The organism is Leptolyngbya sp. BC1307, from assembly GCF_002286735.1.
Lineage (GTDB): Bacteria > Cyanobacteriota > Cyanobacteriia > Phormidesmidales > Phormidesmidaceae > Phormidesmis.
In genome coordinates, this window is sequence record NZ_NRTA01000070.1 from 1 (window position 1) to 14,232 (window position 14,232).

Sequence of the window (14,232 nt, forward strand, 5' to 3'; positions counted from 1 at the left end):
CTTTGTCCCCGTCATTCGACAGTTTATTCTAGAAAACGTAACAGAAGCTACTTTCGCTTGACCATAGTTTCGTTTTGCTGTCAATGCGTAACTCCTAAGAGATATTCGGCGTAGTCTGCTTCGGTAGGATTGGTTGCCGCTAGCGTGCCGCCCAAAGCGACCAGCGACAATAGAGCAATTGAGGGGCCAAGTTTCATCAGGACCGGAGGAGTAGGGTCTATGCTTTAAGCGTAGCGCTGCTGTCTGCAGCTTCGCTCCGACAGGTTGACAGTATTAAAAGCTGACAGTATGAACACACCGGCCCACGCCATTTTCAACCTGGCCTTGCTCAACCGTAAAGACCGTCCGCAGTGGAACCCGCTGATTATCTGGGGCGCACTGATTCCTGATCTGGCCATGTTTGGCTTTTATTTTGGGATCAAGCTGACAACCGATATTCCTGAAGGTCAAATCTGGCGCGTCGAATACTATCGACCCTTCTGGCAGACCCTATTCGACTTTTACAATTCTATTCCGCTGGCGCTGTTAGGTTTGGGGCTGATGCTCTATTTCAAGCGGCCAGGTATTGCTCTGCTGTTTGGCAGCATTTTGCTGCACTGCCTGGAAGATCTGCCGGTACATCATGAAGACGCCCACCGACATTTCTGGCCGCTGAGCGACTTTCGCTTCGAGAGCTCGGTTTCTTACTGGGATAGGAATCACTATGGCGGCATCGTCGGGCCGATCGAGCAAGGGCTGATGCTGATGGCGAGCTTTTATGTTTTTAGAAGGGTGCGATCGCGCTGGACCAAAGGTCTGTTAGTAATATCCAACGCCTTGCCACTGCTGACACATTTATATTTTACCTCTAGCTGATCAACGGCCTGAGCCGAAAACTCCAACGAGGTCTGCGGTAGCTGCCACCAGGGCACCTCAGGAAAAGCGTGGTGCTCACGGTGATAGCCAAAATGGTAACAGGTGATCAAAGAGATCAGCGCTGGCCAGTAGGTGCTGTTAGCACACAGGGCGGTGCTGTAGGTATCGGGCAGATGGCGATGAACTAAATAGGTACCAAAGTAAAATAGCTGCACTGAGCTAAGCAATGCCGGAATCGCCCAAAACATTAGCAGGTTTGCCTCTGGCACCCCCATAACTTGGTGCAATCCGTTATAGATAATGGCAATACCCACCGTCTGGCGCACCGTCCAATAGCTGCGCATGAATTGGAAATACCAGAGAACCACATGGATGTGTTTGCCATTGTGAAAGTCAGGATCGAGCTGACTAGCCGGAGCCTGATGGTGAGCCGCATGAGCCTGATAGAGCTTGTCGTAGGGAATCAGGCCGTAGAGTAGCAGCGACAGCTCGCCAATCGCCCGATTGAGCCGGGGCCGGGTCGGAGCAATACTGCCATGCATCGCGTCGTGACCCGTGACAAAAAGCCCAGTGTACAAAAAGGTAAACCAGGGAATGAGCAGGATGCAGCCGGTCGCACCGATAGCCTGAGCACCGGCGATAAAAGCCGTCAAAAAGCTAATGGCCCAGGTCAGCAAGATCAAAACAGCGATCGCGATACCACGGTAGGGCACTAGCCAGGTGAGAGAAGAATAGATCTGTCTGATGGAACCTGCCTGATAGGAGTGAGCTATAAAATCACAGAAATCACACCCTATAGAATCACAAAAACCAGGGACATTTTTCTTTTATCAAAACTTTTTAGCATTCCTGAGCAATTATTGACCCAGAAGCTACTGAGCAGCTACACGTTACGGCTCTGTAGCTGAATTCAGGTAAACCACTATGCCAGCTTCAAGACAAGTTCAGCGGATCGACATCAATCGTAAGGCTGACTCCTTTTGGGCAGGCGCTGCGCAGCTGAGTCAGATCGGGAATATCGGCATCGAGGCTGAGCTTGAGCAAAATATGCCAGCGGTAGCGACGAGCTACGCGAAAGACGGGAGCGGGCACTGGCCCCATCATTTCATAGAGACCGCTATCCCAATTAGACAGATGGTCAGTCAGGCTAGCTGCCATCCGCTCGGCGGCCATTTCCGTCACCCTGGCGTCTAGCCCGCTCAGCCGCAATAGCACCAGCTGGCCGTAGGGCGGGTACTCCAAAGCAGCGCGATCGCTCAATTCTGCCGTCAAAAAAGCCTCATATCCCCCCGGGACATCCGCCGAAGTCTCAGACAAACCAGTCTGCTCCGGCGACATCAGCGCTTTAATGGCCACATGGTCAGGACTGTAGGTTTGCACAATCACCCGCCCCGGCTGCTCGCCCCGCCCGGCCCGGCCCGCCACCTGCGTCATGGTTTGAAAGGCCCGTTCGCTTGCCCGGTAGTCTGGCATAAACAGCAGACCGTCGGCTGCGATCACGCCCACCAGCGTCACCTGCGGCAGGTCAATGCCTTTAGTCAGCATTTGGGTACCCACCAGCAAGTCGGCTTCACCCTGCCCAAAGCGGGTCAGCAACGCTCGGTGCGCCCCTTTATTGCGCGTCGTATCACTGTCAAAGCGAATGCAGCGTGCCTGAGGTAGATACCTAGCCAGGTCATTGACCACTCGCTGCGTGCCGCTGCCAAAATTTTTGAGGTAGGGCGAGGCGCAGTCTGGGCATTGGGGCGGATGCGATTGGGCGTAGCCACAGTAATGGCATCGCAAGCTGGCCCCCGCATTCTGGTGGGGCTGATGAAAGGACAGCGAAACATCACAGTGAGGGCACTCCATCACATAGCCGCAGCTGCGACAGGAGACAAAGCTGCTGTGCCCCCGCCGATGAATAAATAAAATTCCCTGGTTGCCTGCCTCTAAAAGATCTTCCAACGCCTGCTGTAAAGCCCTGCTAAAGATAGTGCGATTGCCCTGGTGCAGCTCTTCGCGCATATCGACAATCTCAGCTGTGGGTAAAGGCCGGGCATGTACCCGCTGCGGCAGAGAGAGGTAATGGGGCTTCTCTTTGAACCTCACCCAGGTTTCGATGGCGGGCGTGGCCGACCCTAAGATCAGCGGACACTCTTCTAGCTCAGCGCGCCATCGGGCAACCTGACGGGCGTGATAGCAGGGCATAGGCCGGTCTTGCTTAAAGCTGCTGTCGTGCTCCTCATCGAGAATGATCATGCCCAGATGCGGCAACGGCGCAAAAACCGCTGAGCGAGTGCCAATCACGACCTGAGGGGTACCGGCGAGCATCTGCCGCCAAGTATCGTAGCGTTCCCCTTCAGAAAGCCCGCTGTGATAAACGCACACCTGATCGCCAAAGCGGCTGCGAAAGCGATCAGTTAGCTGCGGGGTGAGACCAATTTCGGGCACGAGTACTAGAGCTGACTTTTGAGCGTTCAGGATGGGCGCGATCGCCTGCAGATAGACCTCCGTTTTTCCCGATCCGGTCACGCCATGCAATAGCGCCTCATCATAGCCACGCATGGCTAGCAGGGTTTCAAGGGCTTTGGACTGATCAGCAGTTAGGGCTTTGGGGCGATCGGGTTGGGCTGAGGTGTGATCGCCTAAGCGCAGTACTTCCTGTGGCTCTATGGCTAGATAGCCCTGGTCTGCTAACTTTTTGAGCGTTTTACTGGTTGTGCTTAGTAGTTGCAGCGCGTCGCTGAGCCAGAGTTCGCCCCCATGACGCTCTAAACTCATCAGAATCTCCCGCTGGCGAGCCGATAGCTCAGAACTAGCCGCCTCTCCTGAGGGTTTCGCCGGAGCCGACGCAGCGCCATCGACAGCAGCCGGAACCCGAGCAGATTGGATTAGCAGAACTGCCTGACGCTTTTGAGCGCGGGGGGCACGAGGCGAGGCCAGATAGCTCTCAACCAAACCTAACTCGGTAAGCTGATACAGCGCTTGCTGGGCTGCGGTCGTTGGCAGCTGACGCTGCAGGTATTGCCAGCTATAGTCTCCCTGAGGAGAGTTGCGCAATGTTGCTATTAGCTGCGCGGCCGATCTAGAGACACCAAGACTGTTAGTCAAACGCTCTATTGTTTCTACGGAGACGTGCTTATTCAGGCGAATTCTCCGCTGCGATCTAGATAGCAAGCCGGGGGGTAACGTTGTCCGAACCACCTTGATTAAGGGTGTCTGATAGTAGCGTGCGACACGGTTTAATAGTTGCCAATATTCTTTATTAAAGAAAGTGGTGTTGATAATACTTTCAATAGATTTTATCGATGAGGGCTCTAACCCCTCAGGTGGCTTAGAAATCAGGCGAATAGCGATCGCACAAACCTGCTGAGCGCCAAAAGAAACGCTCACGATATTTCCTGGTGTAACTGCCAGTTCCCTTGATACGCCGTAGGTATACAGCCCTTTAGCCCCCGGGCAGTCAACCAGCACCTCCACCCACGCCCCTAATAAGTCTTGCTCAGCCCCGCTCATAAGATTAGCAATCAAAAAATTGAGAATGGTTGAAAATCAAGCATGGTTGGCTTGCCCGATACCCTGTCAACCTGAAAATGAGTAAAGGTAGATAACGAAACGTTACAAAACAGATAAAAAACCTGGTAAGCAAAGCCTCCAAAGGATTGCGAAAGATTACCGGGCAATTGAACTAATCTTTATCCTCCTAGTTTCCCGATCAAGGATTGCTATAGTAAAGCAGTAGCTGAATATAGAAAAGCCGTAGCTGAATATAGAAAAGCCGCAGTTCGACAGACGGACTACCAGCTTACCTAGAAAAATCGTCATGATGTGAACCTGATTCTAAATATGACAGTCCCCTACAATTCTGACATCAGCAGTCCTTCAGTTTCGCAGAGTGAGCGAGCAGCTTCGCTGTCTGCAGGCACCTCCAAAACCCTCACCAGTCAGCTAACAGGTGATGCGGAAGCTGCATCACCTGTTAATACGTCCGTCAGAGGGACAAGCGATAGCTCATCAGCCTGGGAAGATGACCTAGAGGCGTCAGCTCTGAGTCAATATGCGGGTCAGTACGCTGGTGCGACTGCTCTAGCTGATGATGACGAATTAGAAGGTGATTCATCAGAAGACGATTCATCAGAAGACGAAGCTCAGTACTCAGTCCAGTATTCCGATCTCGCGGCGGCCTCTTCCCGGTACAGCAAGTCATCTAACGACGACGCGGTCGGTGCCTTCTTCAAAGAGATGGCTCGCTACCCCCTGCTCAAGCCCACCGAAGAAATCGAGCTGGCCCGCCAGGTACGCATCATTGTAGAACTAGAGGAACGCTCTGAGGCGCTGGCCGAAAGCCTCAGCCGCCGCCCAACGTTAGCCGAGCTGGCCGATTCGTTCGGCTGTAGCGAGTATCAGCTCAAGCAAAAACTGCGGAAGGCTCGCGCTGCCAAGCGCAGAATGATTCGCTCTAACCTGCGGTTGGTCGTTTCTATTGCCAAGCGCTACCTCAATCGGGGCGTCCCTTTTCTAGACCTGATTCAAGAGGGTGCACTGGGCCTCAACCGGGCCGCTGAAAAGTTCGATCCCGACAAGGGCTACAAATTTTCTACCTACGCTTACTGGTGGATTCGTCAGGGCATCACCCGCACCATCGCCAACGATGCCCGCACCATTCGTCTACCGATTCACATTGTAGAAAAGCTCAACAAGCTCAAAAAAGCACACCGCGAGCTGCGCAAAGAGTTACAGCGTACCCCGACCGAAGCTGAGGTTGCTGAGGCATTAGATATGTCGCCTGACCAGCTGCGAATTTTGCAGCAGGTACAGCGCAAGTCACTCTCACTGAATCACCGCGTCGGCAAAGGCGAAGACACCGAGCTGATGGAACTGCTAGAAGACGGCAATTCTCTCTCCCCCGAGTCTCAAATCAGCGAGTCGATGATGCGTCAGGAAATTTCTGATGTACTCACCGAGGTGCTCACTGAGCGCGAAAAAGAAATTATCGCGCTGCGCTACGGCCTAACCACTGGTGAAACCCATACGCTGGAAGAAGTCGGTCGCATCTTCCAGCTTTCTAGAGAGCGCGTCCGCCAGATTCAGACCAAAGCTATGCGCAAGCTACGGCGACCACAGGTGGCCTCGCGGCTGAAGAACTGGCTGAAATAGTGAAGAGGCTGGGGTAGGCATCCAGCGTCAGCAGCTTGTCAGTCGTCAGTCGTCAGTCCATAGCTGTCTCCTGACGACTGTATTCTGTCTCCTACCCTCTAAAGCGCCGCCCGCTTACCTTTCTTACTCCTAAAGGTCACGTTTACCCCCTCATTGGTCTGCTCAAGCACCATTAGCGGGGTCGGTTTGGCTTTTTGATCCCATTTCATGTTGGCGATTCGGCCTTGCAAGGTAGGCTGCCAAAAACCGCCTTCATCTTGAGGATTGAGAAAATTTTCGATGCACTTGACGATGTCTTCTACCGTGTTAGAAGTCGCCTGGGCGGGTAGCTTGGTCAAGCGGATCTGAATGCGAAAGAGAACGCGCTTGCGCTTTTTAGGATCGTTGGGTGATGTGTACTCTACGTCGAATATTTGGTCAATCAGGCGCGGTTTACTGGCGATGCCAACCATGCCAGTGCTGGCCTGCTGGGGTCGCAGCGCTTCACTAATCCGCTGTTTCACCTTGATCTTGAGCTGGTTAACGATCGCAAAATTAAACTGCTTTTCCTCCATCCGCATGCGCAGATAGTCCAGGTTAAAGTCACGCGAGTGAATCAGATCTGGGTTGCGCTCCATTTTGGTAATAGTGCTGATCGCCAGCTTGACTCGTCGCTGTAGTTCTTTGTTTTTATAGTCTTCAAATTTGAGCTGCTTTTGCAATTTGCGGTTTTGTAGGTAGGAAAAAATTCCCAGACCCACTAGCAGCGCAAACAGTCCACTGGAGGTGTACATCCATGGACTGGCAGGTTCAGGCAAGGCTGGCGTCGCGGCAGGTGCTTGGGCCACCCAGAAGGTAGGTGCAGGAGACAGCCCGTTGACCAGACCACGGGGCAGTCCGTCTGCTAGCTCATTGGTTGGTCCATCTACAGATTGAGCCGTACTGGTGATTGCGGAGTTGCCAGTTGACATAGAAGAGACTGCTCGATTGACTGTGTTTAGATTGCCCAAGTAGGCTAAAGAGTAGCCAAAGTTGATGGCTGGACGAATGATTTTCTACCCGGGAGCAAGTGACGACTATGCAGCCACAGGTGCTAACCACAGCGCTCAGTCGCCAGCGGCTTTCTCAGATTCGTCTGGTCGCTACCGATATGGACGGCACGCTGACGACTGCCGGAGAGTTCACGCCAGCGTTGCTACAGTCATTTGAACGGCTGCGGGACTGTGAGATCGCGGTGATGATTGTCACGGGGCGATCGCTCGGCTGGGTCAGCGCCCTGGTGAACTATCTACCGGTAGTCGTGGGGGCGATCGCTGAAAACGGCGGCCTCTACATCGACAAACGCATCCAGTTGCCGATTACCTTGCCCGACATCCCTGACATTGCTCAGCATCGCGACCGATTAGCGGCGCTGTTTGACCATCTGAAGATTCGCTACCCTCACTTGCAGCCCGCTCTGGATAATTCTTATCGCCTTACCGATTGGACATTTGATGTAGCCGGGCTCAACGAGGCAGATTTAGCCTGGATGCAGGCCACCTGCGCGGACCATAATATGGGCTTTACCTACAGCAATGTGCAGTGTCATCTCAAGATAACTGAGCAAAATAAAGCTGCTGGGCTACAGCAGGTTATGCAGCGGCAGTTTCCCCAGATTGCAGCGGAGACAGTCATCACCGTAGGCGATAGCCCCAATGATGAGAGTTTGTTCGATCCTGAACAGTTTTCACATTCGGTCGGGGTGGCCAATATTGCTGAGTATTTGCCAGTCTTATCCCATCGTCCGGCTTACCTGACGACTGCCGCCGCAGGAGAGGGCTTTGTTGAACTGGTAGATTATCTGGTGACTGCTGCCCGACAAGAGACAGCTGAGCCAGTTTTTTTGAGCTAGTTACCGGCGCATCTGCCGGGCTGATGACGCCAGTCATTGAGTAGGGAGGTGAGCCAGCGGATATCGCGGTGGCTGAGGGCTCCGTCGCTGACGGCGAGTTTGTAGCAGCTATAACGGACTCGGGTGCGATTTTGATGGGTTAAGATGCGCAGGGCTTCGCCGTTGGGCAGGGCGCTGATGCTGTAGATGTCCGATCGCTTGGTGTTGACGATATAAACGGGCGATCGCCATCTGTACTTATAGGAAATTAGCAAAACATCGGCTTCTAGCTGAATATAGATCTGTCGGAGCAGCGCGTTGTCCAGCAGGGCAAGGCCGCTTCTGAGAAAACGCAGACTGTAGACGCAGCCGACGATGCCTAAGCAGGCAGCAGCGAGAGCAGCCAGGCCGCTAAAGCTGGTAAGCATGGCCGGAGAAAAGGTCAGTAGCGTCATTAAATAGAGCGCCAGCGCCAGCATTGCGCCGCCCACTAACAGGGGCGGCAAAGCTCGTTTGCAGTAGACAGAGCGCAACCCTGCTGGGGGTACCACCAGCTCAAAAGAGCGAGATTTTTTTGCCGATTTGATTTGGGTGAAAAAAGGTTGAGCCTGAGCCTGAGCGCTCGGGGCAATCGGGACTGGCCCCCGGGCCTTGGGGGAACGCCAGAGCCGCTGCAACCGCTGCTTTGACATCGCTAGGGGCAGATAGTTCAGCGCGGAAAGGGCCTGCTGAGCAGAGACAGGGCGATCGCTCACCGAGGGTTTGATCAGCCAATTTAACCACTGCTGAAAACGGGGGCTAAGCCGGGTGGCAGCGCAGACAAACTCTACTCTAAGGCGCTGTCCGGGCAGCTCACCCAGATGGCAGCCAGTCGCTAGATAAATCAGGGTAGCTCCCAAGCTGTACAGGTCTGAAGAGAAGGTTGCCTCCCCGCCTACTTGCTCAGGTGGCATATAGCCATAGGTACCCACTAGCGTGTCTGGGCGCTGCACTTGAACGTATTGAACCGTGCCCAAGTTTAGCCAGCAGGCTTGACCTGGCAGTAGATTGCGGGTGACCAGGGTGATGTTTTCAGGGTTGATATCCCGGTGTACCAACCCCTGACCGTGAAGATAAATCAGACTCTGTAATAGCTGCTTAGCGATCGCTTTAATCGTCGCCTCGCTATAAACTTGCCCGCTAGAAACCTGTTCCGCTAAGGTCTGACCGCCTGCATGGGTCTGCACCAAAACCAGCCCTTTACCGTCAGGCGTATTGACAGTAGAAGAGTCAAGATAGCGAGGAATCGTCGGGTGGCTCAACGACTTGAGCAGATGAATTTCTCGCTCAAAGCAGCTGATATCCTCAGGGAGCGTGTTTTCTTCTACCGTGAGCGACTTGATTACAACCGGGCGCTGCTGCTGTCGGTCGCGGGCAAGTAGCTGCTGCTGCTGGCCAAAAGGCTGGCCAATCGGCTGCAAAATTTCGTAGCGATCGCCTAAGCGCTCAATGACAGCCGATTTAGAAGAAGCCATGCTGGTAGCTGAAGAGAAACATAAAATGAGTATTCCCAGCATTTTTTCGGGGAATCTCAAAAATCAAGTTAAATTCGTAGACGCTGACAGTAGACCGTTTCATCCTACTGAGACACTCGACATCTGAGAGTCGAATGCACGATACCCCAACAATCGTAACAACTTATCTTGATTGATTGCAGCCCAGTCTTGATGTTTTGGTCAATATGTCAGCCCTGCTGTGTGAAGCTGACGCAAACTCTTCGGACCGTCTTGAGCGATGAGGTAGGATCTGCAGCGCCTTAGCCAGCTACAGCTAACCACGCCTGATCTTGGCAGCTATGCGCTTGAGCGTGAGATAGGCAATGCGACGGCGAGTCAGCTGCGGAATATCACTCTGCTGCTGAGGCTGATAGTCAAAAAAGGTATTGATCTCCTGCAAAATGGTACGCAGTCGTGGCAGTAGCTGCTCAGCCCGATAAGGCGCAAAAAAATCAGGCGAGGTTTGGGGATCATCCTGCCAGTTTTTGACGGTTTGCAAAATGCGCTGAGTGTCATAGCCGGTGGTATAGCCCGCGATCTTATGGCAGTTAAAGCCGGGGTCGAGATAGTCAGCAAGGGCATGATTTACGCTGGAGAAAACCTGACAGCCGCAGGCCAGGGCTTCCATCGGTGGCAAACCAAAGCCTTCGGTCAGGCGGTAGCGCCCCCAGTATTCAGCTGAGTCATACAGATAGACTTTGGTCCGGTTAAACAGGCCGACGAGATCGTCTACATAGCTGTCTAAAAGGACGACGTTGCACTGCGGCTGCAGGGCCGGAACTAGCTGCCGCAGGAGATATTCAGACGATTTTCTCACCTGTACTAAAACGTCAATATCTCGCGGCTGCTGACGGTTTTCAAAAGCGGGTGAAATCTCGTTTGGCAAATGATAAATTAGCGATCCCAGCGCTTTTTCACCCCAGTACCCCATCGTGTTGCGGCTTACAGTAATAATCGGCATCCGAGCCGGTAGGGTAAAGCCGTAGCCACTGCTATGAGCGTGATAGATAGTGGGGCGATCGCCCAATCGTTCAATCAGCCGAGGCACATCAAACCCCCAGCTAATCACAAAAATGCAGTCCTCGTAGCGCTGGTCGGCAAGCACCTGATCTAAAAACAGCCTATCCTTCTCAACCTGCCGGTAGGTGACGATATCGGCATCGCAGATCTGCTGAGCCAATTTGAGCGTTTTCAGTTCAGCGGTCAGCCCACCCGCGAAAAACTGTTGAGTTGTGCCGGGCAGCAAAAACAGCAGCTTTCTCATGGACGTTCGGCTCATTTGACGCGACGTTGGCAGGGGATCAGGCGGCGCTTTGTGCCAGCCCAAAGATCTAACTAGCAAGCCGATCCCGCTCTACACCATACTGCTGCGTGCCGTATAAATCTTTGAAGATATCTAAAAAGGCATAGGCCGCTGGGGTGAGCAGGGCCGCTTTTGGCCAGCTAATGCCAAGCGGTCGAGTAACGCTAAAGGGAAGCCAGGCGACGCGCACTTCAGAGGGAACTGGCTGGGCAGCGAGCTTCGGTAAAATGCTGATGCCTAGACCCTGACGAGTCATACCTACGGACGTGGAGTCATTGTCAATAAAGTAGGCTACTTCGATGGGGGGCTGACACTGCTGCAAAAAAGGGAGAATGACCTGGCAGCAATCATTGCTAGAGGTGATGATTGGCTGCTTTCGCAAATCTTCCCAGGTGAGCTGCCGGGGTTGGGTGGCAGTGCTGCTGTCACCAGGTGGGAGCAATGCAATGAAAGGGTCTTCCATGATGGAAAAAGTTTCAAAGTCACCTTGAATAATCGAATCGGCAACCGCAAAATCAGCTTTGCCGTCGAGCAGTGAGTTTACCAGCCCGCGCTTGCTGTCAAATTCTGTAATTGAGACTTGAACGGTGGGATAGAGCTTATGGAGTTCGGCGATCGCCTCTGGCAAAATCTCACTAGCCAAACTGCGAAAGGCCGCAACTCGCACCTGCCCGCCTTTAATCCCTCTGGCTCTAGCCGCTTCACGCCCCATCTCATCAATCAGCCCGAGCACCTGCTGAGCCTGAGCAAAGATACTAGTGCCCACATGCGTCAGTGATGCACCCTGACGGCCCCGATGCACCAAAACGACACCCAATGCCTCTTCTAAAGCTGCAATGCTGTGACTGACGGTAGACTGACTGACATTTAGCTCCAGTGCCGCCTCGCTGAAGTTACCAGTCGCCGCGACCGTCGCCAGCGCTCTTAGCTGAGATAGCTTGACTTTGTCATTGAGGCTTTTTGCGGGTTTTCCGGCCATAGCTGTAGATGGGGTTGGTAATGCGCCCGGCAAGACGTTTCTTTTTAAGCGGTGTAAGCCTGCTCTAGCTGTATATCTTTAGGCTTTCAGGCTATCGTACTCCATCAACGGCAGCGCATCTATTTCTTGCATAGTGCCCATGTATGTAATGCTTTGTCTCTTTTTCCCAGGTTTCTTAAAGTAGATATATCGAGAACAGCAGAGATGAATCCTTTCTCAACTTCTAGTTATTCGGTTCTTTGAAGCATTTTATCAGCACCACCCCTGCTGGCTCAGAACCCTTCAGAAAGCACCAGCATCCCCGCTATGCCCCCACGGTTCATTCTCCTGTCGTACCCAAGTTCTTCCCATTAGGTTGCTTCAATCCAACGTGAGAGACACGGGCTCACCATTGTTCTTTCATCCAAGTTTATCTGACCAAACAAAAGAGGTTCATCGTGAATAGCTTCAACCAACTCTCTCTCAATTCGCCAACTGCCGATCAGCAAAACTTAGAGCGGCTATGGCAGCTTCCGCCCCATCCTCAGCCCTCTGCCTACTCCCTCAACCAGGGTCTAAAGCGACTGGGCAAGTGGCTGCTAATTTCGCTTACCGATAGCCAGCAGATCCGCATCTGGACAAAAAACACTCGTGCCGGGGTTCTCTGGTGCGCTTACGACCCGATCACTCAGCGCAGCGTTGAGCGTTGCTCTGAAGCCGACCTGCGGGCATGGCTAGAGGAACGCTACCAGCAGTAGTCACTCATAGCAGTGGAAGAGACAACAAGTTCTGTTCTTCTCCACTGCCATAAAAGTATCCGGGCTTTAGGCGTCAACGATCTGTGAGGCAACGGCTGGTGTTTGGCATAATGAACCTATAGTAGCCAAACGGTATTCTCCGTATGTTCACAGAAGGCAAATCACAGTCTATGGGTAAGGTACTCACCACGCTGACTATCACAAATCGCGTTGACCAGGCCAATGCCTCGCGCGGGCTGATACCTGCTGACCAAGTACGCTTTACCACATTAGAAGACGTTTTAGTAGACACGGGCGCTACCACTTTGTGTTTGCCAGCAAAAGTAATCGCTCAGCTTGGTTTGGAGCTGCTCAAAGAAGTAGATGTTGCCACCGCAACGGGTGTTAGCAAGGCGCGTATTTTTCAAGACGCTAAGCTTTTGCTATGTGGTCGGGAAGGTACGTTTGAGTGCTTAGAGTTGCCGGGCGGTCAAAGTGCCCTGATTGGCGTCATTCCTCTAGAATCTTTGGGCTTGGAGCCCGATCTTAAAAATCAAACGCTGAGAGTGCTGCCTTCTGAGTCAGCCGATACCTATTTGACGATCATGTCAGCGCGTACCTTTTAAAGGCTTATGATGGTTCAGAGCAAAGCGCAGCAAATAGGAGCGGCATCATGTTTGGGTTAGGCGTGCCAGAAATTGTCATCATTGGCGTGGTTGCCGTTTTGGTCTTTGGCCCAAAGCGCATTCCTGAGCTAGGCGGAGCGCTCGGTAAAACGCTGCGAGGCTTTAAAGAAGAAATAGATAAGCCTAACGAGGAGGATGACGACTACTTCGATGGCGATGACGATAGCGGATCTGCTTAGAGCCAATCCGTTATTTGTTGGTGTCTTTAGTTTTTCGCCACCCCGATCTGAGATCGCTGAAAGCCTTGTCACGCCGTTTCAATTTAGCCCGATTTTAGGGGGTGGCGAAAACATCCAGACACCAACGTTATTTTGAGCCTAGTGGAGCGTCAAGACTGAGAACGAGGGTTGTCAAGAATGTTGTAATGGGCGAGATTGGATAAAACGACCGAAGGTTTTATGCAAAAACGGGCGTGGTTTAAAAACCGCCGATTTTGGGTCACACTCGCAGCCCAAAATAGACCACCGTCGTCGATGGCCCAGCCTACTAATTGATTCAATTTCTAAGCTCTCTGGAACCGCTTAAAACCAAGGAGTTCGAGCCAATGTAGGTGAGGCTGGCCAGTGAGCAACTCCGTGGGACTTTTCCCGACTCGCTCCGGTACCCGAGAGCGGATGAAGCAGCGGTGTGCGATTCGTTCCTGTACGAAAGGCTGAAAAGCTAATAAGGCAGGGCTTCTAAGAGATAACCCACTCAGGGTGGAGTTCGCACTTTAATCTCTCTTAGATGACAACTTGATGCTCTTATAGGTGATGCCTCTGACCAAGCCCAGAAAGCTAGTCCTATCCGCCCGGTATAAGGCGTGACAGCATAGCCCTCATTTCAACGGTTTAGCGCCAATGGGATGAAGCAGGGTTAAACGTCGGTATCTGGAAGCCTAATCTGGAAACCCGGCTAGCACGTGTGTATGAGTAAAGCCCAAAGGGCCTGAATGTATGACCGAACCATCGTCATTCATAACCAGTGAAAAGGCTGATGAGAATCTAAGGCAATGCCTGAACACTCAGGACACTGGAAACAAAAGTTACCGATTTCTAGGCCCACTCATATCGCTAGGGTGGGATTTATATCCAATAGGAGTTACGCATTGACAGCAAAACGAAACTATGGTCAAGCGAAAGTAGCTTCTGTTACGTTTTCTAGAATAAACTGTCGAATGACGGGGACAAA

Annotated in this window: 12 protein-coding genes; 6 read left to right on the forward strand and 6 right to left on the reverse strand. The window is 52.6% G+C overall.

From position 1 onward, the window contains the following. Positions 1 to 288 precede the first annotated feature (288 nt). Complete coding sequence (locus tag CKL79_RS24015; RefSeq protein WP_240519000.1) at positions 289 to 855, forward strand: hypothetical protein; 567 nt, start codon at positions 289 to 291, stop codon at positions 853 to 855. Here the strand turns inward: CKL79_RS24015 and CKL79_RS20535 are convergent. Both CKL79_RS20535 and priA read right to left on the reverse strand, forming a co-directional pair. Then, complete coding sequence (locus CKL79_RS20535) at positions 756 to 1,568, reverse strand: fatty acid desaturase (protein WP_121971415.1); 813 nt, start codon at positions 1,566 to 1,568, stop codon at positions 756 to 758. The genes CKL79_RS24015 and CKL79_RS20535 overlap by 100 nt on opposite strands. Positions 1,569 to 1,788: 220 nt before the next feature. Further along, positions 1,789 to 4,353: a primosomal protein N' gene (gene priA / locus CKL79_RS20540; protein WP_121971416.1), complete on the reverse strand. Its 2,565-nt coding sequence runs from the start codon at positions 4,351 to 4,353 to the stop codon at positions 1,789 to 1,791. A gap of 330 nt (positions 4,354 to 4,683) precedes the next feature. Between priA and CKL79_RS20545 the strand changes: the two genes are divergently transcribed. Next, a complete protein-coding gene (locus CKL79_RS20545) occupies positions 4,684 to 5,994 on the forward strand; it encodes an RpoD/SigA family RNA polymerase sigma factor (RefSeq protein ID WP_346427075.1) in 1,311 nt (436 codons plus the stop codon). 98 nt (positions 5,995 to 6,092) lie between these two features. Here CKL79_RS20545 and CKL79_RS20550 read toward each other — a convergent pair whose 3' ends face one another. Then, positions 6,093 to 6,767, reverse strand: coding sequence for a hypothetical protein (locus CKL79_RS20550; RefSeq protein WP_346427076.1), 675 nt, complete (start codon positions 6,765 to 6,767; stop codon positions 6,093 to 6,095). A gap of 284 nt (positions 6,768 to 7,051) precedes the next feature. On the opposite strand from CKL79_RS20550, the gene CKL79_RS20555 reads away from it, so the two are divergent. Then, positions 7,052 to 7,864 carry an HAD family hydrolase gene (locus CKL79_RS20555; protein WP_121971417.1) on the forward strand — a complete coding sequence of 271 codons (813 nt, stop codon included), beginning with the start codon at positions 7,052 to 7,054 and terminating at the stop codon, positions 7,862 to 7,864. On the opposite strand, the gene CKL79_RS20560 is transcribed toward CKL79_RS20555, so the two are convergent. The 3 genes from CKL79_RS20560 to CKL79_RS20570 form a co-directional block, all read right to left on the reverse strand. Further along, positions 7,861 to 9,357 (reverse strand): serine/threonine-protein kinase, encoded by a 1,497-nt coding sequence (locus tag CKL79_RS20560; RefSeq protein ID WP_170944139.1) that lies wholly within the window; start codon positions 9,355 to 9,357, stop codon positions 7,861 to 7,863. The two genes, CKL79_RS20555 and CKL79_RS20560, sit on opposite strands and share 4 nt — an antisense overlap. A gap of 295 nt (positions 9,358 to 9,652) precedes the next feature. Beyond that, positions 9,653 to 10,642 (reverse strand): glycosyltransferase, encoded by a 990-nt coding sequence (locus CKL79_RS20565; RefSeq protein ID WP_121971419.1) that lies wholly within the window; start codon positions 10,640 to 10,642, stop codon positions 9,653 to 9,655. A gap of 67 nt (positions 10,643 to 10,709) precedes the next feature. After that, the gene (locus CKL79_RS20570) at positions 10,710 to 11,660 is read right to left on the reverse strand and encodes a LysR family transcriptional regulator (RefSeq protein ID WP_121971420.1); all 951 of its coding nucleotides are present in this window, start codon (positions 11,658 to 11,660) and stop codon (positions 10,710 to 10,712) included. 437 nt (positions 11,661 to 12,097) lie between these two features. On the opposite strand from CKL79_RS20570, the gene CKL79_RS20575 reads away from it, so the two are divergent. The 3 genes from CKL79_RS20575 to tatA all read left to right on the forward strand — a co-directional run bounded on the left by CKL79_RS20575 (position 12,098) and on the right by tatA (position 13,241). Continuing rightward, positions 12,098 to 12,397: a hypothetical protein gene (locus tag CKL79_RS20575; protein WP_121971421.1), complete on the forward strand. Its 300-nt coding sequence runs from the start codon at positions 12,098 to 12,100 to the stop codon at positions 12,395 to 12,397. A 170-nt stretch (positions 12,398 to 12,567) separates the two neighbouring features. Next, on the forward strand, positions 12,568 to 13,002 hold the full coding sequence (locus CKL79_RS20580) for a retroviral-like aspartic protease family protein (protein ID WP_170944140.1): 435 nt from the start codon (positions 12,568 to 12,570) through the stop codon (positions 13,000 to 13,002). Positions 13,003 to 13,049: 47 nt separating this feature from the next. Next, positions 13,050 to 13,241, forward strand: a complete 192-nt coding sequence (tatA, locus tag CKL79_RS20585; protein WP_121971423.1) for a twin-arginine translocase TatA/TatE family subunit — start codon at positions 13,050 to 13,052, stop codon at positions 13,239 to 13,241. The last annotated feature ends 991 nt before the right edge of the window (positions 13,242 to 14,232 follow it).

Excerpts from the sequence above, each read along its gene's own strand:
- CKL79_RS20555 (WP_121971417.1), top strand. The coding sequence starts at position 7,052 with ATGCAGCCACAGGTGCTAACCACAGCGCTCAGTCGCCAGCGGCTTTCT.
- CKL79_RS20560 (WP_170944139.1), bottom strand. The coding sequence starts at position 9,357 with ATGGCTTCTTCTAAATCGGCTGTCATTGAGCGCTTAGGCGATCGCTAC.
- CKL79_RS20550 (WP_346427076.1), bottom strand. The coding sequence starts at position 6,767 with ATGTACACCTCCAGTGGACTGTTTGCGCTGCTAGTGGGTCTGGGAATT.
- CKL79_RS20580 (WP_170944140.1), top strand. The coding sequence starts at position 12,568 with ATGGGTAAGGTACTCACCACGCTGACTATCACAAATCGCGTTGACCAG.
- CKL79_RS20565 (WP_121971419.1), bottom strand. The coding sequence starts at position 10,642 with ATGAGAAAGCTGCTGTTTTTGCTGCCCGGCACAACTCAACAGTTTTTC.
- tatA (WP_121971423.1), top strand. The coding sequence starts at position 13,050 with ATGTTTGGGTTAGGCGTGCCAGAAATTGTCATCATTGGCGTGGTTGCC.
- CKL79_RS24015 (WP_240519000.1), top strand. The coding sequence starts at position 289 with ATGAACACACCGGCCCACGCCATTTTCAACCTGGCCTTGCTCAACCGT.
- CKL79_RS20545 (WP_346427075.1), top strand. The coding sequence starts at position 4,684 with ATGACAGTCCCCTACAATTCTGACATCAGCAGTCCTTCAGTTTCGCAG.
- priA (WP_121971416.1), bottom strand. The coding sequence starts at position 4,353 with ATGAGCGGGGCTGAGCAAGACTTATTAGGGGCGTGGGTGGAGGTGCTG.
- CKL79_RS20570 (WP_121971420.1), bottom strand. The coding sequence starts at position 11,660 with ATGGCCGGAAAACCCGCAAAAAGCCTCAATGACAAAGTCAAGCTATCT.